General features: G+C 42.7%; 22 protein-coding genes. 13 read left to right on the top strand and 9 right to left on the bottom strand.

Going from position 1 to position 24,769, the window contains the following annotated elements; translation table 11 throughout:
- Positions 1–64: 64 nt before the first annotated feature.
- The 7 genes from nuoK to IM507_RS14125 all read left to right on the top strand — a co-directional run bounded on the left by nuoK (position 65) and on the right by IM507_RS14125 (position 7,715).
- Positions 65–370, top strand: coding sequence for an NADH-quinone oxidoreductase subunit NuoK (gene nuoK / locus IM507_RS14155; RefSeq protein ID WP_197533180.1), 306 nt, complete (start codon positions 65–67; stop codon positions 368–370).
- Between the two features lie 657 nt (positions 371–1,027).
- The gene (gene ilvD, locus IM507_RS14150) at positions 1,028–2,713 is read left to right on the top strand and encodes a dihydroxy-acid dehydratase (protein WP_002734426.1); all 1,686 of its coding nucleotides are present in this window, start codon (positions 1,028–1,030) and stop codon (positions 2,711–2,713) included.
- 210 nt (positions 2,714–2,923) lie between these two features.
- Positions 2,924–3,784, top strand: a complete 861-nt coding sequence (locus IM507_RS14145) for a tetratricopeptide repeat protein (RefSeq protein WP_287637233.1) — start codon at positions 2,924–2,926, stop codon at positions 3,782–3,784.
- 245 nt (positions 3,785–4,029) lie between these two features.
- Positions 4,030–4,464, top strand: coding sequence for a ferritin-like domain-containing protein (locus IM507_RS14140; RefSeq protein ID WP_002731529.1), 435 nt, complete (start codon positions 4,030–4,032; stop codon positions 4,462–4,464).
- A gap of 34 nt (positions 4,465–4,498) precedes the next feature.
- Complete coding sequence (locus tag IM507_RS14135; protein WP_287637232.1) at positions 4,499–5,419, top strand: FTR1 family iron permease; 921 nt, start codon at positions 4,499–4,501, stop codon at positions 5,417–5,419.
- Positions 5,420–5,599: 180 nt separating this feature from the next.
- Positions 5,600–7,213, top strand: a complete 1,614-nt coding sequence (locus IM507_RS14130; RefSeq protein WP_287637231.1) for an ABC transporter substrate-binding protein — start codon at positions 5,600–5,602, stop codon at positions 7,211–7,213.
- 43 nt (positions 7,214–7,256) lie between these two features.
- Positions 7,257–7,715, top strand: a complete 459-nt coding sequence (locus tag IM507_RS14125; RefSeq protein ID WP_002733709.1) for a hypothetical protein — start codon at positions 7,257–7,259, stop codon at positions 7,713–7,715.
- A gap of 148 nt (positions 7,716–7,863) precedes the next feature.
- Here IM507_RS14125 and IM507_RS14120 read toward each other — a convergent pair whose 3' ends face one another.
- The 5 genes from IM507_RS14120 to btpA form a co-directional block, all read right to left on the bottom strand.
- Positions 7,864–9,102: a DNA cytosine methyltransferase gene (locus IM507_RS14120; protein ID WP_123230857.1), complete on the bottom strand. Its 1,239-nt coding sequence runs from the start codon at positions 9,100–9,102 to the stop codon at positions 7,864–7,866.
- A 48-nt stretch (positions 9,103–9,150) separates the two neighbouring features.
- Positions 9,151–9,366 carry a hypothetical protein gene (locus IM507_RS14115; RefSeq protein WP_002732823.1) on the bottom strand — a complete coding sequence of 72 codons (216 nt, stop codon included), beginning with the start codon at positions 9,364–9,366 and terminating at the stop codon, positions 9,151–9,153.
- 117 nt (positions 9,367–9,483) lie between these two features.
- Positions 9,484–10,662 carry a DNA methyltransferase gene (locus tag IM507_RS14110; RefSeq protein ID WP_287637228.1) on the bottom strand — a complete coding sequence of 393 codons (1,179 nt, stop codon included), beginning with the start codon at positions 10,660–10,662 and terminating at the stop codon, positions 9,484–9,486.
- A gap of 109 nt (positions 10,663–10,771) precedes the next feature.
- On the bottom strand, positions 10,772–11,758 hold the full coding sequence (locus IM507_RS14105) for a vitamin K epoxide reductase family protein (RefSeq protein WP_287637227.1): 987 nt from the start codon (positions 11,756–11,758) through the stop codon (positions 10,772–10,774).
- A 177-nt stretch (positions 11,759–11,935) separates the two neighbouring features.
- A complete protein-coding gene (gene btpA, locus IM507_RS14100; protein WP_002733035.1) occupies positions 11,936–12,787 on the bottom strand; it encodes a photosystem I biogenesis protein BtpA in 852 nt (283 codons plus the stop codon).
- Positions 12,788–13,259: 472 nt separating this feature from the next.
- Here btpA and rimO point away from each other — a divergent pair, with 472 nt between their 5' ends.
- The 5 genes from rimO to IM507_RS14075 all read left to right on the top strand — a co-directional run bounded on the left by rimO (position 13,260) and on the right by IM507_RS14075 (position 19,142).
- Positions 13,260–14,573, top strand: coding sequence for a 30S ribosomal protein S12 methylthiotransferase RimO (rimO, locus tag IM507_RS14095; protein WP_287637234.1), 1,314 nt, complete (start codon positions 13,260–13,262; stop codon positions 14,571–14,573).
- Between the two features lie 41 nt (positions 14,574–14,614).
- Positions 14,615–16,054 carry a DEAD/DEAH box helicase gene (locus tag IM507_RS14090; RefSeq protein ID WP_002733094.1) on the top strand — a complete coding sequence of 480 codons (1,440 nt, stop codon included), beginning with the start codon at positions 14,615–14,617 and terminating at the stop codon, positions 16,052–16,054.
- A gap of 223 nt (positions 16,055–16,277) precedes the next feature.
- Positions 16,278–16,631, top strand: a complete 354-nt coding sequence (locus tag IM507_RS14085) for a hypothetical protein (protein ID WP_002734184.1) — start codon at positions 16,278–16,280, stop codon at positions 16,629–16,631.
- 5 nt (positions 16,632–16,636) lie between these two features.
- A complete protein-coding gene (locus tag IM507_RS14080) occupies positions 16,637–18,304 on the top strand; it encodes a DUF7226 domain-containing protein (RefSeq protein WP_287637226.1) in 1,668 nt (555 codons plus the stop codon).
- Between the two features lie 403 nt (positions 18,305–18,707).
- Complete coding sequence (locus IM507_RS14075) at positions 18,708–19,142, top strand: DUF4332 domain-containing protein (RefSeq protein ID WP_123230853.1); 435 nt, start codon at positions 18,708–18,710, stop codon at positions 19,140–19,142.
- 28 nt (positions 19,143–19,170) lie between these two features.
- Here the strand turns inward: IM507_RS14075 and IM507_RS14070 are convergent, their stop codons facing one another.
- The 3 genes from IM507_RS14070 to IM507_RS14060 all read right to left on the bottom strand — a co-directional run bounded on the left by IM507_RS14070 (position 19,171) and on the right by IM507_RS14060 (position 22,347).
- A complete protein-coding gene (locus IM507_RS14070) occupies positions 19,171–19,524 on the bottom strand; it encodes a phenylpyruvate tautomerase MIF-related protein (protein WP_002734736.1) in 354 nt (117 codons plus the stop codon).
- Positions 19,525–20,147: 623 nt separating this feature from the next.
- The gene (locus IM507_RS14065; RefSeq protein ID WP_069475114.1) at positions 20,148–20,603 is read right to left on the bottom strand and encodes a peroxiredoxin; all 456 of its coding nucleotides are present in this window, start codon (positions 20,601–20,603) and stop codon (positions 20,148–20,150) included.
- Between the two features lie 49 nt (positions 20,604–20,652).
- Positions 20,653–22,347 carry an ABC-F family ATP-binding cassette domain-containing protein gene (locus IM507_RS14060; protein ID WP_123230852.1) on the bottom strand — a complete coding sequence of 565 codons (1,695 nt, stop codon included), beginning with the start codon at positions 22,345–22,347 and terminating at the stop codon, positions 20,653–20,655.
- 135 nt (positions 22,348–22,482) lie between these two features.
- Between IM507_RS14060 and IM507_RS14055 the strand changes: the two genes are divergently transcribed.
- On the top strand, positions 22,483–24,126 hold the full coding sequence (locus IM507_RS14055) for a CocE/NonD family hydrolase (protein ID WP_123230851.1): 1,644 nt from the start codon (positions 22,483–22,485) through the stop codon (positions 24,124–24,126).
- Here IM507_RS14055 and IM507_RS14050 read toward each other — a convergent pair.
- The gene (locus tag IM507_RS14050; protein ID WP_069475116.1) at positions 24,109–24,684 is read right to left on the bottom strand and encodes a hypothetical protein; all 576 of its coding nucleotides are present in this window, start codon (positions 24,682–24,684) and stop codon (positions 24,109–24,111) included. The two genes, IM507_RS14055 and IM507_RS14050, sit on opposite strands and share 18 nt — an antisense overlap.
- Positions 24,685–24,769 lie beyond the last annotated feature (85 nt).

Below are 24,769 nucleotides of genomic sequence, written 5' to 3'. Positions count from 1 at the left end.
GGCGGTTATCATAATTTTTTACCTCATGAACTTTGCACTGTACGGTGTTAGAGGTATCATGCAGATTCAGTTAGAGTATTATTTGTTATTAGCGGCGGCTTTATTTTGTATCGGAATTTATGGTTTAGTCACCAGTCGCAATGCCGTCCGGGTTTTAATGTCGATCGAATTGATGCTCAATTCTGTTAACATTAACTTAATGGGTTTTTCCAACTATCTTGACCCCGCTAATATCAGAGGCCAAATTTTTACTATTTTCGTGATTACCGTAGCGGCAGCCGAAGCAGCCGTGGGTTTAGCGATTATCCTGACTATCTATCGTAACCGCGACACCATCGATATGGAACAATTTAACCTGCTCAAATGGTAAGCTTTTAAATATTTACCCCCCCTCTCCCTTTTTTGGGGAGAGTTTTTTTTGGCCAATTTTCCCTGTTTGTACGGTGTTAAATGTTTGAAATTTCAAGAGTTTGTAAAGATTTAAAGGATTAAAACTACATCCGATTAACAGGATTAAATTATGATAAGAAGAGATGTTATAGTGTGTATTTCCTCTTCGTAAATTTACTAAGTTGTAAATCTTTTGATCACTTCTATTTGAATACCAACAAATAAGGAGAAAAATTAAAAAGCCATCCTATCCTATCATAGTTGGCTTCAAGATACCTAATTCATAACTGGGTTTTATAAGTCGGATTTGGTATCAATTGTCCTTTAGGTAGTGTTCCAAACCTAGGACTAAGCTAACTTGTGGATAGGATGTACAATTAGTATTCATATCTTGATTCAGCAACGCCATTTTCTATACCTTTTAAACAGGATTTCCAGCTTTTTTCAAATCGATGATACACTCCCGCTGCTACCTCCTGTCCCCTGAATCATCCCGCAGTTTTATATTTTCTTTAGAGATGGGCTGTCCTAAAACCTGCTCAGAGCGGCCAAAAGTCAGAAAATAGAAATAAAGGTGCGATTAGAGAACTTGAGTAGCGATCGCACCTGTCAGCCGCCATTGGAGAAAGATAAAGTTATGGCAGATAACTACAGAAGTCGCATTGTTACCCAAGGTACCCAACGCAGTCCCAATCGGGCCATGTTAAGAGCGGTAGGTTTTGGGGATGAGGACTTTAGCAAACCCATCATCGGCATCGCTAACGGATTTAGCACCATTACCCCCTGCAACATGGGAATTAATGATTTAGCAATGCGTGCCGAAGCAGCCACCAGATTAGCGGGGGGAATGCCGCAACTTTTCGGGACTATCACCATTAGTGACGGGATTTCCATGGGAACAGAAGGGATGAAATATTCTCTCGTTTCTAGGGAGGTAATCGCCGATTCCATTGAAACCGTCTGTAATGGTCAAAGTCTCGATGGAGTCCTCGCTATTGGGGGTTGTGACAAAAATATGCCGGGGGCAATGATTGCCATGGCCCGGATGAATATTCCCGCTATTTTCGTCTATGGTGGCACGATTAAACCGGGGCGCTACAAAGATTGCGATTTAACCGTAGTCAGTTCCTTTGAAGCCGTGGGACAGTACAGCGCCGGTAAAATCAGTGAAGAAGACCTCATCGGGATCGAACGCAACGCTTGCCCCGGCGCCGGTTCCTGTGGTGGAATGTTTACTGCTAATACCATGTCTTCCATTTTTGAAGCCATGGGGATGAGTTTACCCTACTCCTCGACCATGGCCGCCGAAGATGAGGAAAAAGCCGATAGTACCGAAGAATCGGCCAAGGTTTTGGTCGAGGCGGTTAGAAAACAGATTCTCCCTAGCCAAATTTTGACCCGTAAAGCCTTTGAAAACGCCATTTCGGTAATTATGGCGGTGGGAGGTTCCACTAACGCTGTCCTGCACCTTTTAGCCATTTCCCGCACCATCGGGGTAGAATTATCGATCGATGATTTTGAAACCATCCGCCAGCGTGTACCGGTTATCTGCGACCTTAAACCCTCCGGGCGTTACGTTACCGTAGATCTGCATAAAGCTGGCGGTATTCCCCAAGTGATGAAAATTCTCCTGGTTAATGGTTTACTACACGGGGATGCTCTCACCATTAGCGGTCAGACTATCGCCGAGATTTTAGCCGATATTCCCGACCAACCGCCCTCAGGCCAAGATGTTATCCGTCCTTTTAGCAATCCTGTCTATAAAGAGGGTCATTTAGCCATTTTAAAAGGAAATCTGGCCACAGAGGGGGCCGTGGCCAAAATTAGCGGCGTGAAAACTCCAGTCATCACCGGGCCCGCGCGGGTGTTTGAGTCGGAAGAAACCTGTTTAGAGGCAATTTTAGCTGGAAAAATTCAAGCCGGGGATGTGGTGGTTGTCCGTTACGAGGGACCAGTAGGCGGACCGGGTATGCGGGAAATGTTAGCCCCCACTTCGGCAATTATCGGCGCCGGTTTAGGGGATTCCGTGGGATTAATTACCGATGGTCGTTTTTCCGGGGGAACCTATGGCATGGTGGTCGGTCACGTCGCTCCAGAAGCGGCGGTGGGTGGTACAATTGCCCTAGTCGAGGAGGGGGATCAAATCACTATTGATGCTCGTCAGCGTCTCTTGCAGTTAAATGTATCGGAGGAAGAATTAACCCGTCGTCGTCACCATTGGCAACCGCGTCCCCCACGCTATAAAACGGGAATTCTCGGCAAATTCGCCAAGTTAGTCTCCTCTAGCAGTCTCGGCGCTTTAACAGATCTGAATCTGTTCTAAAAGTATAACTAGGGTTTGCGGCAAAAAGCTTTTCGGTGGTGGCAGGGTGTGGGGTGTGGGGTGTAGGGTGTGGGGTTTTATCGATTTTCAGGTGGTCAACTACCTAATTTTCAGGGAAAAAGCACCCACTGCTCACCCAACACTCCCACTGATAACTGATAACTGATAACTGATAAGACTGACGAACCTAATTACTATAGATTAATGACTATGACCTATCTACTTACTGTCTATCGAGCGCTCGAATGCCGTCCAGATACCTATCGGGACTGGTATGACCAAGGCAATATTTTAAGAGAAAGAATGGACTATTTGGGAGCCTTAATCAGCTACGAAAAAGCCTTAGAATATTATCCAGATGATTATTGGGCATGGTACAAAAGGGGTATGATACTAGAAGACTTGGGAATGTATGAAGAAGCGGCTGCAAGTTACTCTAACGCTGCACAGGTAAAGGATGATAACTATTGGGCTTGGTACGATCAAGGTTGTGTTTATCTACAGGAATTAAAAGACTACGAAAAAGCGATCGCTTGTTTTCAACGGGCCCTAAGTCATAGTCCGGGGGACTATTGGGCAGCCTACCGGCAAGGGGAGGCCTATCGATTGCTCAAAAACTACGAACGCGCTATCACTTTCTATGATCTGGCCTTGGGGGCGCGACCCCGGGATTATTGGGCCTGGTATCGACGTGGCGACGCTTTCCGGGATTGGGGCAATCCCCAAGAGGCTTTATTTAATTATCGTACCGCCCTCGATATCCGACCGCAAGATTACTGGTCCTGGTATCAACAGGGTGTGATCTTACAAGCATTACAGCGTTTACCAGAAGCGATCGCCTGTTATGAAGAATCGTTAAAAATCGATCGAGATGATCGCTATGCGTGGTATAATGCCGCCTGCTGTTATGCCGCCCTCGGTCAACAAGAAAAAGCGATCGACTGTTTACGCGAAGCTCTAGACATAGAACCGGATATATGTGGCGAATTAGTGCGTGATAACTTTGTTTTCGATGGTTTAAGGGAAAATGAAACCTTTAATGACCTCTTGAGTTGCTATTCCCCCAGCTAAAGTCTTTTTGACTCGGTTGCCTCGATTCAGCACCTAGGGTTTGCTGAAAGGGTTTGTCGTGGGGTGTGTGGGATTTTAGGCATTTTCAGGGAAAAAGTGCCTAAAACTTCCCCCGGATTGCTCAAATGGCTGGCACTTTTTGACGACAAAAAAGCCTAAAGATATTAGCCAACAAGGTTTTTAGATTCATTTAGCCAGTTTGGATTAGCTACAATTGCAATTAGAGACGAATTATTGAGAATCTTATGCGAGAACTAGACAGAGACAAAACCATCGAACAACTGAACGAAATCATGGAATTTGAACTAGCGGGAGTTGTCCGTTACACCCACTATTCCCTGATGGTGACAGGGCCCCATCGCATCCCCATCGTCCAATTTTTCCAGACCCAGGCCACGGAGTCCCTCACCCACGCGCAACAAGTTGGGGAAATTCTCACCGGTTTAGAAGGTCATCCTAGCTTAAAAATTGCCCCCATCGAGGAAAGCTATGAACATAATATCAAAGCAATCTTGAGTGAGAGCCTCAATCATGAGAAAAAATCCCTTGATTTGTACAAAGCACTCCTAGAAACCGTCGAAGATGCCAGTATTTACCTAGAAGAATTCGCTCGCGGTATGATTGGACAAGAAGAATTACACAATCTGGAAATTCGCAAGATGCTGCGGGATTTTGCTTAAGCTAGGATCAAACCTAGAGTTTATCGACTAGCTTATGAATCTTAGTTCCGCTTTACCCACTTTTATTATCACTCTCCGGGAAGGTTTCGAGGCCGCTTTAGTGGTGGGAATTGTCCTCGCTTGTTTACAAAAATCCGGTCGATCGCAACTTAACTCATGGGTGTATCGTGGTATTGGTGCGGGAGTAGTGGCTAGTGTTTTGGTCGGTGTTTTGCTAGGGGGAATCCTTTTGCAAGTGGATGCCTCTCCTAGTCCATTCGTACCAATGATCAAGGAATTATTGGCCGCCACTTTTGGACTGATTGCCGTTTTGATGTTGAGTTGGATGTTAATTTGGATGACTCAACAGGCCAAATCTTTGAAATCTGAGGTAGAAAGTGCGGTAAAAGCGGGTTTAAAAGCGGAAAATGGGGCAGGAAAAGCGATTTTTCTGCTCGTTTTTATCGCTGTCTTGCGGGAGGGATTTGAAACTGTCCTCTTTATCCTGGCCCAATTCCAAAAAGATTGGCAGATACAAACCTTCGGTGCGATAGCGGGGTTAAGCGTCGCAACCTTGTTGGGAACTCTCCTATTTGCGGGGGGAGTAAAAATTAATATCCGTCTCTTTTTCCAAATTATGGGGACTTTCCTCCTCTTAATCGTTGCGGGATTACTCATCGGTGTTTTGAAACATATCGACGCAGGAATCAGTCTTTTAAGTGAAATTGACCCTTTTTATCGCAATTTCTGTCCTTCTCTCCCCTCCTCCTGTCTTCTCGGTTTTCAAGTTTGGGACGGTTCCCAAATTTTGAGCGATCGCACTTTCCCCGGACTCCTCCTCAAATCCCTGTTTGGTTATCGTCAAAACCTCTATATCAGTCAAATTGTTGCCTATATCCTCTTTTTAATGCTTATCGGTGGCCTCTATTTCCAAAGCTTACGACAACGTCCTCAAACAGTGACCAGTAAACAGTAAACAGTAATCAGTAAACAGTGACCAGTAAACAGTAATCAGTAAACAGTGAAAAGATGGCAAGAAACTGCTATTTAATACTGCTCACTTAACACATACTGCTCACTTAAAACTCAAATCTGATAACTTACCCACTGATAACTGATAACTTACCCACTGATAACTGATAACTGATAACTGATTATGACTACTTGGCAATGTGACGGTATCCCTAAAGATGGTAAAACTTATCCGCAAGCGACTGCGGGGGGTCATGAACCCTGCGAAAATACTACTCCTGATTGTCCTATCTGTGGCCTACCTAGGGAAGCGATGGATCCCGTCACAACGACGGTTAAAACCACGGTTGTCGTCTCCCCGGGGGGTACAACTAGAGTCGGCCAAAAATCTAACTGGTTACTTCCCTTCGCTTTGATAATTACCGCTTTAACCGCAGGTTTAGGGGGTTGGAGTCTATTGCAAATGCTCATTCCCAAACCCGATACTTCCCAAGTTACACCAGAAGAAACCCCAGACAAGCAAACCGAGGCAACTTTTGTGAGTAATACGGCTAAAAATCCCGATTTATTTAGCCAAGGTGAGAAAATACTGCTTAATTCCACTCCTAACAAAGAAAAAGGCGCAGCAGCCTTTAAAAAGGAAGATTGGGCAAATGCGATCGCAGCTTACCAACTAGCAGCCACTCCCGAAGCAAACGATCCGGAGGGCAAAATCTATTACAATAACGCCAAAGCCAGAGAAAAGGGTAATCAAAATACTATAGCCGTCGTTGTCCCCATCGCTAACGACCCCAACAGCGCCAAGGAAATTCTCCGAGGTGTGGCCAGGTATCAAGAGGAGTTTAATAATTCTAATCCGGGTAATCCTTTGGAAATAGTCATCGCTAATGATGGCGGTGGGTTACAATCAAAAGCGATCGCCGATGATCTGATTCAATCCGGTCAAGTTTTGGCAGTTATGGGCCACGGAATCGATCCTTTTAGTCAAAAAGCGATTGAAAGTTACGAAAAAGAAGGATTAGCGATTCTTTCTCCCCTGACTACCCGTGTTAGTCAAACGGGAAAATCAACCCTGAAAACTATTCCCCTTGACGATAAATCTCAGGAAGTTTTCGGTAGTTATCTGGAAGCAGTGGCCAAAACTTTGGCTAATTATGCTAGTCAGCAAGAGAATTCTCCGTCAGTGGTTCTTTTTTATAATTCCGATAGTCCCTATAGTCAAAAATTAAGGGATTCCTTTGCTAAAGCAATAAAGCAACCGGGAGGCAAGATAGTTAAGGAAATAGACACCACCAAAGCCAATTTTAACGCTAAAACCGCCATAGATCAGGCAAAACAAGCCGGCGCTAAGGTGGTATTTTTGGCCCTCAGTAAAGATGGCGATCGCATCGATCAAGCCGTGGCTATTGCCCAAGAATCGTCTGGAATGCTCTTATTAGGCGGAAATGAACTTTATACACCCGATATACTCATTCAAGGAGCGGATAGCATCGACGGATTAGTTCTAGCAGTACCTTGGAGTTTCCAAGCAACGGATCCTTTTGCCAAAGATGCGCTGAAAAGTTGGCGCGGTCGCGTCAGTTGGCGTACTGCTACCGCCTACGATACCATGAAAGTATTAGGAGAAGCGATCGCTAAAAGTTCTGACCGTGCTACTGTAGTCGAAACTTTAAATCGAGGAATCACCTTGCAGGGAAACACCACGGATTTTAATATTTTTAACCAAGTTCCCCTAGTACGCGCTAATCGCGGCAATGAGGGGCCAAAGGGTTCTCAATATCAATTCGATCCTATCTAAAATAGATAATGTGATGTCGAGGAGTAGAATCAAGTCTAATTTTATGAAGAATATCTTACCCATCCTAGCTTTTTTAATGTCGGTGTCGGGAATTGCCGTATCTTTGGGACGGGAGGAAGTCCGATGTCATCTCGGTTTAGAATCGGCAGCCTGTCCCCGGGAAGAACAAAAAACCAGCGAAGACACCCCCGCAACTACCCCCGCAACTACCCCCGCAACTACCCCAGAATCTCCCCGGATAGAAACAACTCCCCCGGAAACCACCCGTAATATCGAAGCTTCCCCCGAAGTTTCCCCGTCTCCTGAAAGCGAAACCCCGGTGGAATTCACTCCCATCCCGGAAAATAATCCCAGTCCAGAAGTACCCCCCGAAAATCCCCTCACCCCAGAAACCAAAGCGGTGGAAAAAACTCCAGATGCAGAAAAAAGTCCGGATGTCAATCCATCTAAAGATGGAGAAACTGAAAGTATTCCATTAGAAGTTATTCCCCCCGCACAGTAAAATCGGACAAAATCAATTTCTGGCTGAGGATAGGAACTCATGCACTCATGGAAGAAGTAGTTAGATATGTGTAATTAATTGTATCTAGCTACTTAATTTTTCTGCAGCTGTTGCTGATTAGGTAAAAACTATTTACTTTTAGTCAAAATTAATTAACTTCTAACCCCGGAATGCTTAACTGTTCAGTTTTTGGCTGTGTTTCCCCGATATAATCCTCTTGCAACATATTAATTAAACAGCCACCAAGATGATAGGCCATATTAACGGGAACCGCGTTACCAATCTGTCGATATTGAGAGGTTAAATTACCAGTAAATTGCCAATCATCGGGGAAGGACTGCACTCGTGCATATTCTCTCACAGTCAGAGGACGAGTTTCTTGGGGATGACATCTTTCTGTTTGGGTTTGTGCCGGACTACAGGTAATAGTTAAAGCCGGTTCATCCCAAGATAATCTTTTAGCATATCCTGTCCGTCCGCCGTGATTTTTGAGACTATTTTTCATATATTCTTTTTGAATATCCATCGGCAAATTCCGCCAATTTCCTCCTGGGGGAACTAAGGACATAATCTCTTTTTTTCTTTCTTTATATTCTACTCCTAGAGAAGTTGGACAATTCTCTAAGGCTTTTTTCAGAGAAATAGTATAATTTTTATATTGGGGAAAAATGGGTTTAATATTTAGGTCTTGACGGGTGGCAATAATAATTAATCTTTCTCTTTTTTGGGGAACATCAAGAAATTGAGCCGATAAAACTTGATAAGCAGCATAATAACCGATTTCCTGTAAAGCTTGCAGCATTAATTGCAGAGTTTCTCCTTTTTTATTGCTTAATAATCCTCGAACATTTTCGGCTATAGCGATTTTAGGTTGCACTTCCTGTAAACAACGAGCAAATTCAAAAAATAGGCTTCCTCTCAAATCTTCTAATCCTTTTCCTAACCCAGCATAACTAAAAGGTTGGCAGGGAAAACCTCCAGCTATAACATCTATTTTGTCTCTAAAATCGGAAAATTTAAGCTTTTTTATGTCTTGATTTATAACATTCCATTGCGGTCGATTGAGTCTTAAAGTATTAACACAATCTTGATTAATTTCCACCAGTAATTGGGTTTTTAGTCCCGCATTTTCTAAACCTAAAGCCATACCACCACAGCCAGCAAATAATTCAATAACCGTGTAATTAGTTGGCTCAACAGTTTGTAAAATTCTCAATTCTCTGGGGGATTGGTTATTTTTAAGATTGGTTAATTGCTCGAGATCAAATAACCAATCAACTTGATTGATTTTCTGACCTTTGATTAATTTTTTCTTTTGCCATGTTAGTATTTCTGCGGTAGTTACACCGAGAATATTAGCGGCTTTTTGTAGATTTACCTGAGTCATAACCAATAATTAGCAACTTATCTACATCTCTACTATACATCAAAGTAGCTAAACTTGATAAAGTTCTTTTTCGATTTTCCTGACTGTCATCTTTAACTTATTCAGGATAGTTTCATAGATAAAATCATCAATTAGACGACAAATTTGATAAGTATCTACCAAGTCATGAGTAACAAAGGTAGGAATTTTGAGCGAAGGTTTCTGTAAATTAATTTCTTCTAATAATTGGGTCAAGTTATGGCGATAAGAGTATAAATAGCTCATTATAGTTAGTTGCTGGGTTGGGATTGTTTACTGTTTAATTACAACTATAGCAATAGTCAATAAATTGTGAAAAAGCATCAAATCTTTTCAATTCGTTAAAATTAAATATTAACAGGGTCAAATATATAATCTCTTATCTAAAATTGGTGTTTTTTGAATATTATTGACTTTGGCAATTGCTGATTCTAAACATAGCTGGTTTTCTGAAGATACAAACAGCCTATTGCTTTCCAATACCTCAAATGCTACCTCTCTAGAAATTTGTTCTATTACCTCTTGGCTAACTTGATTATTTAAGTTGATAAAATTAATTATATCCTCTATAATAACTTTACCAAATTTATTATTAAATTTTCTTTTTTGTCTTAATACTTTCTGGAATAGCTTGGTTTTGACACCTATTTTTTCAATAATATCAGCATTATAAAAAGGTACGCCAAGAACGTTAGATTCTTGTCCTACAATTAAAACAATTCTTGCTTGCTGCTTGCTGACTCTTGCCAGTTCCTTTAAAATGTCACCCATATCTAAACAGTATTGTACTACAGTGTAGAAACGATTACTCCTATTTGCTCTATTAGAGCCAATTTCTGACTTGGCTATCTTGAGTAAATCCCATCCTAAGATTTCAGCAGATTGACGATAATTTTGATGGTAATTAAAAACATTTATATAGGGTGGAGAAGTCACAACAAAATCTATCTGATTATTTTTTAGTGGTAGAGAACGAGCATCAGATAATCCAACCCTGATCGGCTTTTGAGAGTAAGGTAGCTTAGTAATTATATTACTAAGATGTAAAAATTTTTTCTGAATAAATTCCTGAGTAATTTTATTCTTACATACATCAAGAATGATTACCAAAGCATCAAATAAAACCTTTGACCGATCCGGTAGCATATTCCTAGTATTTTGCAATTTATCTACTAAATTTTCTACTTGGTCACTGACTTCAAAAATTCTCAAAGGAAATTCTTGATCGATGATATTTCTCAGGTTTTTAAGAACTTCTTTTTTTTGAGAATCATTGATAAATTCATAGGTATGACTCATGATATAAGCAGCGGGATTAATCTCAAATCCATAAGCTTCTAGGGATAAATAACTTGCCTCTAGTAAAACAGTTCCGCTACCCACAAAAGGATCGAGAATGACCGAATTAGATGGGCAATAGAAACTTAAAATAGTCTCTATCAGTTGGGGCGAAAACTGACCTCGCCAAACAAATAAATTGGCTCTAGTTTTCTCAATAATGTCAAGTTTTTCTTGGGGTATAGGTTGATCAAAATCTGGCAACTTTCAATCTCCCTCTATTGCTAAAATCAAAATTCAGGTTCTACTTTATCTAGAGAAAAAACACCATAAAATGTTGGGGCTGAACAAAGTTCAACCCCTCAATATTTTCCTACTTGCGACCCGAAACTGTATATTTAAAATTCATCGGGCCAGTATAACCAGAAATCTCCGCTAATTTCTCTAATCTTTGGGTTCCCGAATATTCTTGACCCTTAATAATCCAAGTGGGGAAACCTTTAATTCCGGCATCGCGACAAGCTTGAGGATTACCATTAACCCCTTGGGGATCGCATTCGATATAAACCCTTTCTTTTTTGAGGATTTCTCCCGCTTCCTTACCAAACAACTGTTTTTGATCGTAACAGTGGGGACACCAAAAAGCCCCGTATTCTTTCGCACCAATTGCTTTTAAATGTTTAGCTAAGGCGATTTCTGCCTCTCCCGAAACCGTGGTTACTTCCCAACCGTAGGGAGGTGTAGCAGCTGTCATTGGCCGGGTAATTTCTTCTTTTCCTCCTGTCACCGTCGGGGAATTTACTCCCGCATAAACCGCTAAAGTTCCCACCAAAGTAACCATGGCCACCACAACCATCGGCAGTATAATTTGTCCTAAACCTTCCCATTCACGACCGACAATTGTGAGAATTAATAAAGTTAAAGCGAACAAAGCCGAAGTGATGCAGTAGGGACACAATTCCCTTAATTCCGTGGCTAGAATATACATTAAATAACCACTAAATACCGCCATCGCCGTCGCCCCCGCTAACAGCAATAACCAAGTATTATTTTCTAAACTTTTGCGGAGATTTTTCTGAGTTTCCCCATTAATAAATAGAGGACTGAGGGCAAAAACCGCCATGGCAATATAGGCCAAAAAACCGAACAAACTCAAGGGCAGCCCGAAAACCGTAGCGTAGGGACTATTAAGCACACCAGTACAACCAGCCCCATCACTAGCCCCGGCGGTACAGGCTGCAGCCCCTCCCATCAGTTTGGTAATGGTTAAATAGCCGGTCAGAATCGCTCCCACGATCGAAATGCTCGCAATTAGAGGCCGGGAGTAGCGATGAATCCAAGGTACAGAACGACGACGCATAATATTATTTAGATTAAATTACAGCAGAATTCAGGAGTCAGGAGTCAGGAGAGAAATCTAAATGTACTTTGTTGAAAGGAAAAATTCCCTAACCATATTGTGTTAATTAGGACGTTTTCAATTCCTAAAAACTTAGGATAGCTATCCCCTGAAACTATCCGCCATTCTAGCAAGGGGTTATGTGGACAGAGGCAAAGAAGGGAGAGAATTATTAATTTTTGCCTTTTGATCGTTGATCTGCCGGGCCGTTTCCACAAATTGCGACACCCGGATCGGATCCACCGGTTCAGTAATTTTGCCATGACGCTTGAGGGAACTAGCCACGATCACCCCATCAGCAGCCAGCAGCAACTGCCCGATATTGTCCAAATCAGCCCCGCTGCCGATAAAAACCGGTGTTCCCTTGGCCGCCGCCACTGCCAGTTCCAAATCCTCAAAACTGGGGGGGCTACCGGTAGCCCAACCAGAGAGGATCACCCCGTCTGCCAGTCCCCGTTCGATCGTATCTTGCACCGCCGTGGTCAGATTAGGGGTTCCCAAGGGGCGGGCGTGTTTAACCAAAACATCCGCTAAAATTTTGACCTCAGACCCCAATTCGCGGCGATAACGCAGGAGTTCGTGGGCCTGACCCTCAATAATGCCCTGATCGGTAGCCATAACCCCCGTTAGCACATTAACCCGAATAAATTGGGCATTGACACAGGTAGCGATCGCTAAAGCACTATGGGCATCATTGCGGAGAACATTAAGACCAATCGGTAAGACCACCAGATTTTTAATGCGATCAACAATTAAAGTCATGGCACTAACCACGGCGGGATCCACCTGTTGCTTAGTAAAGGGGGCATCAAAAAAATTCTCGATAATCAAACCATCAACACCACCGGCAGCCAAAGCCGTCGCCTCCTGTTCAGCCCGCTCGATCACCGTCTTGAGACTGCCACCCCAACGGGGGGAAGTGGGCAGGGGGGCGAGATGAACCACGCCAATAATCGGGTTTTTTGTCTTGAAAGTTGCAATTAAGTTCACAGCGTATACTACTCTTAGCGTCCCCAACCATGCGCCGCTCACCCATTTTAACAGGGTGAAGGCCTACCCACGGTTCCACGGGGGGGAAATTATTTTAACTTAGTGCCAGCATTCGTCCCGATGCGCTTAGTGCGATGGGACGGGGCTTTTCAAGGGGCGAAGTAATTCGCCCCACAGTTCCCCTCATCAATGCTGACTTTGTATATAGACAATTCCAAAAAACTATGTTATCATAAACGGGTCTTGACCACTATTCCTTAAGCGATAACCGAGCTTCGGCGGGTCGTGTTGCAAGAAAAAGTGTGGGTCTTAGGAACTAGGACTGCTGCCTGTAGAGGGAAGGTAAGACTTGCTATCTTTCGAGGTAGAAAGCGCATCCCATTGAAGCAGGAAGCTCTCAAATCCGTTGAGAGTAGTTCACAATGTCTTAACATTAAAAGAGAAGTTTAAGATTTGGTTGATACTCGATCGCATGGGCAATAAGCCAACCATCGCTATCTCACACCTAGGCTGTGAGAAAAACCGGATCGACTCCGAGCATATGTTAGGACTGCTGGCCAAGGCCGGCTATCCCGTAGATAATGACGAGGAGTTGGCCGATTACGTTATCGTTAATACCTGTAGTTTCATTCAAGCAGCTAGAGAAGAATCCGTTCGCACCCTCGTGGAACTGGCGGAAGCTAATAAAAAAATTATTATCTCCGGCTGTATGGCCCAACATTTCCAAGATGAACTCCTGACGGAATTGCCGGAAGCCGTGGCCATTGTCGGCACGGGGGATTATCAGAAAATTGTCGAGATCGTCGAACGGGTAGAGACGGGAGAACGAGTCAAAGAAGTCAGCACCGATCCCACTTTTATCGCCGATGAAAATCTGCCCCGTTATCGCACCACCAGCGAGGGAGTCGCCTATCTGCGGGTGGCCGAAGGCTGCGATTATCGTTGTGCTTTCTGCATTATTCCCCACCTGCGCGGCGATCAGCGATCGAGATCGATCGAGTCCATTGTGGCCGAAGCGCGACAATTGGCCAGCCAAGGGGTGCAAGAATTAATTCTCATTTCGCAAATAACAACCAATTATGGGTTAGACTTATATGGCGAACCCAAATTAGCGGAACTCTTGCGAGCGCTGGCAGAAGTCGATATACCTTGGATTCGCGTTCACTACGCTTACCCGACCGGGTTAACGCCAAAGGTTATCGAAGCGATCCGAGAGAGCCCGAATGTTTTACCCTATCTAGACTTGCCGCTACAGCATTCCCATCCCGACATCCTGCGGGGGATGAACCGTCCCTGGCAAGGACGAGTCAACGATGGCATTATCGAGCGGATCAAGCAAGCTATCCCGAACGCGGTTTTACGAACGACTTTTATCGTCGGTTTCCCCGGAGAAACCGAGGAACATTTCAGCCATCTGCTGGAATTTGTCAAGCGTCATGAGTTCGATCACGTCGGGGTGTTTACCTTCTCCGCCGAAGAAGGTACAGCCGCTTTTGGCCTGCCCGATCCAGTGCCACAGGCAATTATGGACGAACGCCGCGAAAGGTTGATGTTAACTCAGCAACCAATCTCGGAGCGCAAAAATCAAGCTTATATCGGTCAAACTGTCGATGTTCTCATCGAACAGGAAAACCCAGAAACAGGCGAATTAATCGGGCGTTCCGCTCGTTTTTCCCCAGAAGTAGATGGCTTGGTTTATGTGACAGGGGAGGCGATTCTAGGTGCGATCGTACAGGTCCGAATCACTGCGGCCGATACCTACGATCTCTACGGCGAAATAGTCTAATTTTTCCATTTTTCTTATTTAATTCCCACAAAACAATCCCTATGACCACTGGTTTCAACAATTTAGGTTTATCCGATAGCCGTATTCAACACCTAGAAACGCTTGGATTCACCACCCCCACGGAAATTCAAACCAAAGCCATCCCTCTCCTTCTAGAAGGGCATGACATGGTAGGAATGTCACAAACGGGAACCGGCAAAACCGCCGCCTATTCCCTGCCTTTACTGGAACGCATGGACACCAAAAATCCTAACGTTCAAGCTTTAATCCTCACCCCCACCCGGGAATTAGCCCAACAGGTGGCCAGCGCCATCAAAGATTTCTCTGATGATCGTCGTCTCTTTATCCTGACAGTCTGTGGTGGTCAATCCATGGAACGTCAGATCCGCAGTCTGGAAAAAGGTGTCCAGATTGTGGTCGGGACTCCCGGCCGGGTAATCGATCTGCTTGATCGCAAAAAACTCCATCTCGAATCCTTAAACTGGGTAGTCCTCGATGAAGCGGACGAAATGCTCAGTATGGGTTTTATCGATGATGTTAAGAAAATTCTGCAAGCATCCCCCTCCACCCGTCAAACCGCCTGTTTCTCGGCAACTATGCCCCGGGAAATCCGCGATTTAATCGCTAATTTCTTGAAATCTCCCGTTTCTGTGACGGTTTCTCAACCCCAGGCCGCTCCTGCTAAGATTGAGCAGAAAATTTATCTGATCCCTCGCGGTTGGACGAAATTAAAAGTCCTGCAACCCCTGTTAGAGATCGAACCCCTAGAATCGGCGATTATTTTCGTCCGCACCAAGCAAACCGCGGCCGAATTAACCAGCAAACTGCAAGAAGCGGGGCAAACGGTGGATGAATACCACGGTAACTTAAGCCAAGTGCAACGGGAACGACTGGTGCAACGTTTCCGCGAGGGCAAAATTAAATTAGTGGTAGCCACGGATATCGCGGCCCGCGGTCTAGATGTGGAAAATCTCAGCCACGTTATTAACTATGATCTGCCGGATAATGCCGAAACCTATATTCACCGCATTGGCCGCACCGGCCGCGCTGGTAAAACAGGAACTGCTATATCTTTAGTAGAACCGATCGATCGGCGTTTGTTGCGTCAGATCGAACAGCGTCTGCGTCAACGTCTGGAATCTAGTCCCATTCCTAGCCGCACCGAAGTAGAAGCAAAACGCCTGGCCAAGCTGCAAAATCAGCTAAAAGAGGCTTTATCGGGGGAACGTATGGCTTCTTTCTTGCCTTTAGTGCGGGATTTAAGTGAAGAATACGATCCCCAAGCGATCGCGGCGGCTGCCCTGCAAATGATCTACGATCAAAATTGTCCCCAGTGGATGAAAACCGATTGGGAAGTTCCCGCAGCGACGAGCAGTAAACCGGTGATTAATAAAACTCCCCGCAGTGGTGGTAGTAAGTACCCCTCTAAGTCGAATAACCGTCCTTCCCTAGACAAAAAAATCGTCTTTCAAGAACGTTAATTTTTAGTTCTTGAATAGATAATTTTAAGAGTTGATAGACCGTTTTGGTTCTATCAACTTTTTTTTGTCAGGTAATTTCCCAGTACGTCGTCGAAAGCATTCTACATAATTTTATAGCTAAACTTTTGATAATTGATTCTAATCAAGTATTTGGGCTTTGTTTGATACTTTTGCTGATAATTACTATATAATTGTCTTAAATGAATAAATTTGAACATTTAATATGTCGAGTTCGTCAGAACCTTATCGTGGGAGGGTACAAGCTCAAGGAGACGATATCCAGCAAGAGGGTGGATACAGTTGTTCTTGGGCAAGAAAAAATCCTGTTACTGCTGAAGAAGGATTATTATTTCTTGCTAATATTAAAGGGCAATGCAATGAATTTCAACGAGAGGAACGGAAACAAGCTTTTAGAAAAGCTGAACGCTTTGTTACAAATGCTAGTGAGCAAGGTGGTGTCACTCCAGAGGCACAACCGCAATCATTTCAGGATTCTAAACGTAAAACTAAAAACGCCCGTGTAGATATTGAAATTCGCAGTGGTCTTACCTTTATCCCTTCGCCCCAAACAGAATGACAACGATGCTTAGAAGAGTACAACAATTTTTAGACTCTGGCGATAGTGATAACGCTAGAGAAGAAATTGATAGAGCTTTCGGCAATCTGAGAAGGGTGGATAGTCATGTTAGAGAGTTTGCAGATCTGTTGGCACTGGGATCGATCAAAGCTTCAGAAATCGGCTTAGGGGTATTGGGACGTAAGCTTCTACAGAATGACAGCGAGATTAACAATGAGGTTGTTTGGTTATTTATTGCGTCAATTTTATCTCGCAATAGTATTCCCCCTGATAGTCCATCTAGAATCAGCCTACTTGTTCTTACCGCTTCTGTCAATAGTTGGGAATTACCAATTTTTGCGCTTCTTGCCCCTGCCCTCGACGCTTTTTTTAAAGTTAGTCTTGCGGACGGAACCCCTTTAATTGCCGAACAAACTCTTGATTTTTTGGCCACTTGGGGAAGACTTTATGCGAAAGCACCGCATATCAAAAAGCAGCTTCAAGAACTTCAATCTCTTAGTAATAATCTATTAGAGCAAGTAGATGACTCAGAGTTAAAAGCTGAATGGTCAGAGGGAATTAATATATTTTTTGAAGAAGCCAGGACAACCAAATATTCAGATAGTAATGTTTTTTCTGCTGGTCAAGACTTAATTAAAAAAATTTATAATACTCAAAGTTTACAGCGCAATACAGAAGATAAGAATTTGGCAGAGACAAAAGACAAGTTACTCCGATTAGTCACTTCGTCTCTTGCCACTATTGGAACAGTTCTTGATAGTGATGGATTGTCAGTTGCAGTTCGTATTGACAATCATTCTAAAGATAGAAAATCTTGGTCTGTAGTTGCTAGTGTAATTGATAAATTAGAGCGGTTATTTCAAGAAATTGCCGATCTGACTTTTGAGAGAATCAATAAACTTCCCGCTTTTACTCCAGCGCAGGCAATACCTGGTTCTTGGACAATTATACTTCATGTCAATCTCAGTCCTAATCACGCAAATTTACTGGCAAAAACTATCTCTGACCTTTCCTCAGGAAAAATTGATAATGAAAGTGAAAATGACTTAGAAGTTGTTAGTATTTGGCAAGATTGTGTCACAAAAATCAAAGAGGATGATTTGCGAGTAGATATGGCTGTCTCCATTAATTCTTCAGAATTTAATGTCATTAAAACAATTTCTACAGAACATGAATATATATCTAGTTTAACAGGGTTAAAATCACGATCTATCAGGGTTCTTTCTCATGATATTCCACAAGCTGATAGGTTAGAACGAGTTGTTGATTTATCTTCGCTGTTAATTCAATATCCTCATTCTTTGCCAACTGTTCGACAACAGTTTTTGGATAGAAATGGTATTACAGAAAGGCAGTTTTCCTACTATAGAAGGGCTGCAGAAATTCTTAATCTGGCTGACGAACGAGTGCAGCCAACTACTGCTTGTTTCATGCTTGATCGTCTGTCAGAAAAATCAAAAAAAAGATTCTTGGCTCACCAATTTATTGCTTCAAAGGTGGGTTTGGCATGGTTTAAGTGGCAAAATGCTCATGATCTCTCCGAAATCAAACCAGAAAGAGCAAGAGAATTTTTACTAGAAGTGTGTCCGTCACTTTCAGAAAGTACTGTTGGAAGACGTGCTAAAACTTTACAATCTTGGTTAAGGTATTTCTTGGGTACCGAAAATGAATAAGCAAAAAATGCAAGCTTTCAGGCATAATCGGTGGAGTGTAGGAAACTCACCCCATCACCAGCCAATTGACTTTTTCAGCAAATCCTATATAATTTCGACTTTTTTATACTGTTCCGTCACGGCGGCATTTAATAGATCATCTTTAAAATTTCTGATTAATTGAATTACTAAACTATAAATACTGATGTATTCTTCATAATCGATAGCTCCATGGGTTACGCTACCGCTAACCCATCCTACAAATAATTGTGCCTCCCTACTTAACTGCTATAATCTACTTAAGTACCTAAGCAAAATTAATTACACATTTCGATAAAGCTTTTGCCTCTTGCCTATTGCCTCTTGCCTGTCTTCACTAGGAAATTTATTTTGCATGACTACTTATCAATAGTTAATAATTTCGATGAATCGATCGCAACTTATCCACAGGCAAAGCTGGTTAATTGAATATTTGCCGGGGTTAAGTGGCCAAGATTGCCAAAAATTAAAGGATTGCGGTATCGAGACCACCGCACAACTTTTGCAAAAAGTTCGTCCGCAATTGGGTAAGGAAAAATTAGCAGTAAGAATGCAAATTCAGGCTAAATATATTAATAAGTGGGTGGCAATGGCGGAATTAGCCTCGATTCCCTCCGTGGGTTGTCAATACTGCGGTTTGCTGGTTCATGCCGGTATTGCTTCCGTCCCGCAATTGGCACAGGTATCAATTCAGCAATTGCATCGACAGATTCTCCGCTTTCAGGTGGCTAATCTGCAAAGACGCGATTTATGTCCCGATATTGCGGTGATGTTAGCTTGGATTGAACAGGCGAAAATCTTAACCAGAGAGTTAAAATAAGCCCTATCTCCGATAATTTTGGCATAAATTAGCCAAAAGTAGTGCCATTCCATCCCCAAAGATCACCTTTCGCCTCGGCAAATTCTAGATAAATGCGATTTTTCGGTATTCCTAAATAAGCCTCAATTTCTTGACAAAAATCACTACTCATGCTTTTAGTTTGAGCGGCGGAAATAGAACCAACGCTTTTAATCTCCACATAACACACTGGCTCAAAAGTGCCAGCAAAAGTCATTTTTATCCCCGATTCTAAAGCTGTCATCACATAGGATTCGGGTTTTCCCAGATGTTTAGCTAATTTAGCCGAAAGACTCTGCAAAAGTTGATTAACTGTCTCATCATCGAGGGAGGTGACAGAAGTTTGAATTTTAATTAGAGGCATAGGAAAAATCTCAGCAATATTTTTCTATAATATAGCGTTTCCTGTTCGCAAGAGGTACATTATCGATGTTAAAAAGCTTAATCAGCAAAGGTTTAAGTTTGCCAGACAGGTGTGAGAACCGCTATAAGTACCTTTTTTATCCAGAAAAGCGATCGATGATTGTTTTGATAATTTATCTCAATTAGATGACTGTGATCCCTTCTGTTTTTTAGAAAGGGTTGCCACTTCTGAGCAAGCTTTTCCACAAGCAGAACATATCAACGTTGGCGATGGTTGACGCTGGCTAAAACCGAGGAGAACAACCGATCACTATCTAGTCTCTAAAGACAGTTAAGGAGGTACAATTTGGATAGAATCTCAAGCAGGTGAAGGAGCAACTTTTTATTTTACTTGGCATAAAAATCCTCCTAGTTAAACCCCAACTAAGTTGAGAACCGTGGTTTTTCCTCCTCTGTTTTAAGATGAGTTTTGATCCATAAGCGATCAGCTAAAACCAGAGGAGAAGCAGCAATTCAGACTTTAATTGGCGTATTTTTTAGTCAGAATCAGCACAATTATCGGATAGATGTTTTAATTTCTTCCCAAGTAATTATCTGATCGGGATTTCTTTCGTGATCATCAACCTAAAAAGATTTAATTGTGTTCAAAGATTCGGTAACGTGAGCCTTAAAATCTAACATAGAATCAAAAATATGTCTGACGATTCCCTCTTTATCAATGATATAGGTAACTCGTCCGGGGAGGACAAATAAGGTAGCGGGAACACCGAATAATTTCCGCACTCGGTTATCGCTATCACTTAAAAGGGTGAAGGGAAGATTATATTTTTGGGCAAATTGTTGATGAGATTGGGGACTGTCGGCACTAATCCCAATAACTTCCGCACCCGCATCGGTAAACACTTCGTAACTATCGCGGAAAGCGCAGGATTCTGCGGTACAACCCGGGGTGTCATCTTTGGGATAGAAATAAATGACCAGGGATTTTTTACCGATTAAATCGCCGATATTAAACGTTGTCCCTGTTTGGGAGGGGAGAGAAAAATTAGGAACTCGATCGCCTACTTTTATAGCTGCCATAAGATTAATTAATTGATAGATAATCGTGGATAGGTTGATACTCTACATTCTAACCTTTTTTGGCCTTTTGTTTAGCGCGTTTAGCGGCAGATTTGGCCGCTTTTTCGGTTTCAATGCGTTTTTGTTCGGCTTTTTGTTTTTCTTCGTCTAGTTTTTCTAGATAATAGTGATAATCTCCCGCATAGACAATTAATTCACCATCCCGAATCTCGACAATTTTGTTAGCTACCTGGGAGATAAAATAACGATCATGGGAAACAATTAAAACCGTGCCTTCATAAACTTTTAAAGCCGATTCTAACATTTCCTTCGCGGGAATATCGAGGTGATTGGTGGGTTCATCGAGAATTAATAAGTTAGCGGGAGCAAGTAACATCTTGGCTAAAGCAAGACGTGCTTTTTCGCCACCACTCAAGGATTCTACTTTTTTTAATACCGTTTCCCCACTGAATAAAAATCGCCCTAAAAGACTGCGAACTTCCACATCTTTCCAATCGGGAACTTCATCATGAATGGTATTTAAAACAGTTTTAGTTAGGTCTAAAGCTTCCGCTTGGTTCTGCTCAAAATAACTAGGAATAACGTTATGTTTACCGATTTCGATCGAGCCTTCTGTGGGAGCTTCTAACCCAACAATTAAGCGTAAAAGCGTCGATTTTCCCGCACCATTGGGGCCTAAAAACGCCACTCGATCGCCTCTTTCTATTTCCAGATTTGCTCCCAAAAAGAGAATTTTATCATCGTAAATGTGAACAAGATTTTTAATCGTTACCACTTCTCGACCACTACGAACTGCTGGAGGAAACTGGAATTTTAAGGTACGCACATCGGCGATTGGTGCTTCAATTTTTTCCACCTTTTCTAATTGTTTTTCCCGGCTTTTTGCTTGGGTGCTACGGGTGGCACTGGCCCGGAACCGATCGACGAAAACTTGCTGTTTTTCTAGTTCTTTTTGTTGACGTTCGTAGGCACTTAACTGAGCGGATTGTTGTTCATATTTTTGCTGTAGGTAGGCAGAATAATTACCTAGATAAGTGGTAGAAACCCCCCTTTCAGTTTCGACAATTTTGGTACAGAGGCGATCAAGAAATTCCCGGTCGTGGGACACTATGACCATGGGAGTGGTTAAATCCTTGAGGAATTTTTCTAACCATTCAATGGTTTCTAAGTCTAAATGGTTAGTTGGTTCATCGAGGAGTAAAATATCGGGAGTTTGCAGGAGAATTTTGCCTAAACTCATCCGCATTTGCCAACCACCACTAAAAGAACTTACCAAGCGATCGCCGTCATCAACAGTGAAGCCCATTTCCGGTAAAATTTTCTCGATGCGTGCTTCTAGTCCGTAACCATCTAACCCTTCAAATTGTCTTTGTAGGCGATCCAATTGATGAATTAAGCGATCTAATTCTTCGGGATTGGCTTTTTCCATGTGTTGGGGAATTTCTATTAGTTGATGGTGGACTTGATTCGCTTCTTGAAACACCGTCCAAAATTCCTCGCGTACCGTCCGACGGGGATCCACTTCAAATTCTTGGGTAAGATAGCCGATATGGAGACTGGTAGGACGGATGATCTCCCCGGCGGTGGGTTCCACTTCCCCCATAATAATCTTCAGTTGGGTGGATTTTCCGGCCCCATTGACTCCCACCAACCCGATGCGATCGCCAGTTTTTACTTCCCAAGTGACATCTTTTAACACTTCTCCCGTTGGGTAAATCTTACTAATTTTCTCTAGTCGTAGCATCGCTGATTTTTCTCCAGTCTTAGGCAATTGAGGCAGTCCGCCTTTATTGTAACATTTAGTTAAGCTTTATCTAGTCTTGGTCAAGTTTTCTCGATTGAGCCACCTGACAGTATTTTTGATCTGAAAGAGATAATAATGTTTAATCCCTACCCCATAAAAAAAGAAACAGCTAGTTTCATCACCAAAGATGGAATTAGTTTAGCTGCCGATATTTATCGTCCCGATAGTAGGGAATTTTTTCCCATTTTACTAATGCGACAACCCTACGGAAAAGCGATCGCTTCCACGGTGGTTTATGCCCATCCTAGCTGGTATGCAAGTCAGGGTTATATTGTAGTAATTCAGGATGTGCGGGGACGGGGAAACTCGACGGGAAATTTTAATTTATTTGCCCATGAAATTAGCGACGGATTAGAAACTATTGAATGGGTTTTAACTATTTCTAATAATACGGGTGTGGTGGGAATGTATGGTTTTTCCTATCAGGGAATGACCCAATTATATGCGGCTGCTAATGGTCACGGTTCTTTAAAAACTATTTGCCCAGCGATGATTGCTCACGATTTATATCGAGATTGGGGTTATGAAAATGAAGCATTTAATTTACAATATAATCTCGCTTGGTCAATACAATTAGCTGCGGAAACAGCTAGATTAAAAGGGGACGAAACTGCCTATCAAAAACTCTGGGTAGCTTCCCGAAATTTACCCCTTTTTGATCCTATTGCAGCCTCTCCCCAAATTTTACAGGATTTAGCCGCCGATTCTTTTTATCACGATTGGATTACTCGTTATCTTCCCGATGACTATTGGCAAAATTTATCACCGCAAAACCTTTTAAAAAATATCGATTTACCGATGTTACATATCGGGGGTTGGTTCGATCCTCATCTCCGGGGAACTTTGAGTTTATACCAAGAAATGCAAAGTCGTTCTGTCTATCCCCAACGGCTAATTATTGGTCCTTGGACTCATCTACCCTGGGGGAGAAAAGTAGGAGAGATAGATTATGGTCAAGAGGCAATTAGTCCTGTGGATAAAATGCAGCTGCAATGGTTTGATTATTTCTTAAAAGGTCAGGAAACGGAGTTATTTAAAAATCCTCCCCTGTATCTATTTCAAATGGGGTCTAATCAATGGCAATATCTGGAAAATTTTTCCACAGAAAATCAGCAAATTTATTATCTTGCTAGTCAGGGTTTAGCCAATCTGCGCGAGGATGAGGGGAAATTAAGCGCGATTTTGTTAGAACCTGCGATCGAGGATACCATCGTTCACGATCCTTGGCGACCGGTTCCATCTTTAGGAGGTCATAGCGCCCTACCGGGGGGAATATTCGACCGCACCATGCTAGACTGTCGCAGTGATGTGATTACCTATACTTCTCCCCCTCTAGAGAAGGATTTAACGATTTTGGGTAGTCCCCGTCTGGATTGTTATTGTCAAGCAGATGCGGTTAGTTTCGATATCTGCGCGGTGGTTTCTCAAGTTACCCCCGATGGTCGAGTTTTTAATATCACTCAGGGTTATAAACGGGTAAATAATCCCGAATCATCCCTAAATATGGCCATGCAGGCTACTTTTATCACTATTCCTCAAGGTCATAGCTTGCGTTTGAGTCTCAGTGCCTCTTGCTTTCCTGCACATCCCGTCAATGCGGGGACCGGCAGCTATCCCCACCAGAGTCGAGCGATCGATTTTTCTACTATCACAATTAAGGTTTTTTGTCAAGGAAATTTTCCTGCAAAATTGCTATTACCTTTAGTCGGGGAAAGCTAAACCGCTGCGGGGATCACGAATGTATAAACCTAACACCAGCGAGGAGATAACCGTATCCCAGACGGGGGTGAATTTGTCCGCATCATCGACCCAATAATCCATAGTAATTAAACATTGAACCCCGGAACCAATACCCACGGCAATGCGCGAATAAGCGGGACGATTTTCTTGGGGATCGATGAATTGAATTTCCACCCAAACAATGCGGACAGTTTGGCGTTTTTCTTGGATAACTTCGCCGATTTCGTGAGGATTGCGGCTATCTTCACGAGCTAACTTTTTGACCATTCCTTTTAGGGGTAATTCTTTCCAATCTCCGGGGGGAAGTAAATTATAGGAAACCTCTAAACGACAATCATCATCGGGGGGTTTTCTATCTAAAAAACGAAAGGAATTATCATCGGGTTCAAAATGCCAATCTTGAGGAACTTCAAAGCGCACTGCACCGCGACCAGCTACAAAAATACTGTTACCCGGACTAGATTTCCAGTTATGATCTGGATTTAAGTCGAGGGTTTCTTTAATCCATTGCAGATTCTGTTTTTTCGATTTAGCCATAGGGATAATCCTGCGGTAAGAATCGGACTATAGCCATCATTATACAGGCTTTTTCCTGAGAATTAACCAAAACTTCTATCCTCAC

The sequence above is a fragment of the Microcystis sp. M20BS1 genome (genome assembly GCF_020245305.1).
Taxonomy (GTDB): Bacteria; Cyanobacteriota; Cyanobacteriia; order Cyanobacteriales; family Microcystaceae; genus Microcystis; species Microcystis ichthyoblabe_A.
This window is presented reverse-complemented; position numbering and strand designations above follow the sequence as displayed.

What these genes read in the sequence shown, in the direction of transcription:
- ilvD (WP_002734426.1), top strand. Translation starts at nt 1,028, where the DNA reads ATGGCAGATAACTACAGAAGTCGCATTGTTACCCAAGGTACCCAACGC.
- IM507_RS14145 (WP_287637233.1), top strand. Translation starts at nt 2,924, where the DNA reads ATGACCTATCTACTTACTGTCTATCGAGCGCTCGAATGCCGTCCAGAT.
- IM507_RS14140 (WP_002731529.1), top strand. Translation starts at nt 4,030, where the DNA reads ATGCGAGAACTAGACAGAGACAAAACCATCGAACAACTGAACGAAATC.
- IM507_RS14135 (WP_287637232.1), top strand. Translation starts at nt 4,499, where the DNA reads ATGAATCTTAGTTCCGCTTTACCCACTTTTATTATCACTCTCCGGGAA.
- IM507_RS14130 (WP_287637231.1), top strand. Translation starts at nt 5,600, where the DNA reads ATGACTACTTGGCAATGTGACGGTATCCCTAAAGATGGTAAAACTTAT.
- IM507_RS14125 (WP_002733709.1), top strand. Translation starts at nt 7,257, where the DNA reads ATGAAGAATATCTTACCCATCCTAGCTTTTTTAATGTCGGTGTCGGGA.
- IM507_RS14120 (WP_123230857.1), bottom strand. Translation starts at nt 9,102, where the DNA reads ATGACTCAGGTAAATCTACAAAAAGCCGCTAATATTCTCGGTGTAACT.
- IM507_RS14115 (WP_002732823.1), bottom strand. Translation starts at nt 9,366, where the DNA reads ATGAGCTATTTATACTCTTATCGCCATAACTTGACCCAATTATTAGAA.
- IM507_RS14105 (WP_287637227.1), bottom strand. Translation starts at nt 11,758, where the DNA reads ATGCGTCGTCGTTCTGTACCTTGGATTCATCGCTACTCCCGGCCTCTA.
- rimO (WP_287637234.1), top strand. Translation starts at nt 13,260, where the DNA reads ATGGGCAATAAGCCAACCATCGCTATCTCACACCTAGGCTGTGAGAAA.
- IM507_RS14090 (WP_002733094.1), top strand. Translation starts at nt 14,615, where the DNA reads ATGACCACTGGTTTCAACAATTTAGGTTTATCCGATAGCCGTATTCAA.
- IM507_RS14085 (WP_002734184.1), top strand. Translation starts at nt 16,278, where the DNA reads ATGTCGAGTTCGTCAGAACCTTATCGTGGGAGGGTACAAGCTCAAGGA.
- IM507_RS14080 (WP_287637226.1), top strand. Translation starts at nt 16,637, where the DNA reads ATGCTTAGAAGAGTACAACAATTTTTAGACTCTGGCGATAGTGATAAC.
- IM507_RS14075 (WP_123230853.1), top strand. Translation starts at nt 18,708, where the DNA reads ATGAATCGATCGCAACTTATCCACAGGCAAAGCTGGTTAATTGAATAT.
- IM507_RS14070 (WP_002734736.1), bottom strand. Translation starts at nt 19,524, where the DNA reads ATGCCTCTAATTAAAATTCAAACTTCTGTCACCTCCCTCGATGATGAG.
- IM507_RS14065 (WP_069475114.1), bottom strand. Translation starts at nt 20,603, where the DNA reads ATGGCAGCTATAAAAGTAGGCGATCGAGTTCCTAATTTTTCTCTCCCC.
- IM507_RS14060 (WP_123230852.1), bottom strand. Translation starts at nt 22,347, where the DNA reads ATGCTACGACTAGAGAAAATTAGTAAGATTTACCCAACGGGAGAAGTG.
- IM507_RS14055 (WP_123230851.1), top strand. Translation starts at nt 22,483, where the DNA reads ATGTTTAATCCCTACCCCATAAAAAAAGAAACAGCTAGTTTCATCACC.
- IM507_RS14050 (WP_069475116.1), bottom strand. Translation starts at nt 24,684, where the DNA reads ATGGCTAAATCGAAAAAACAGAATCTGCAATGGATTAAAGAAACCCTC.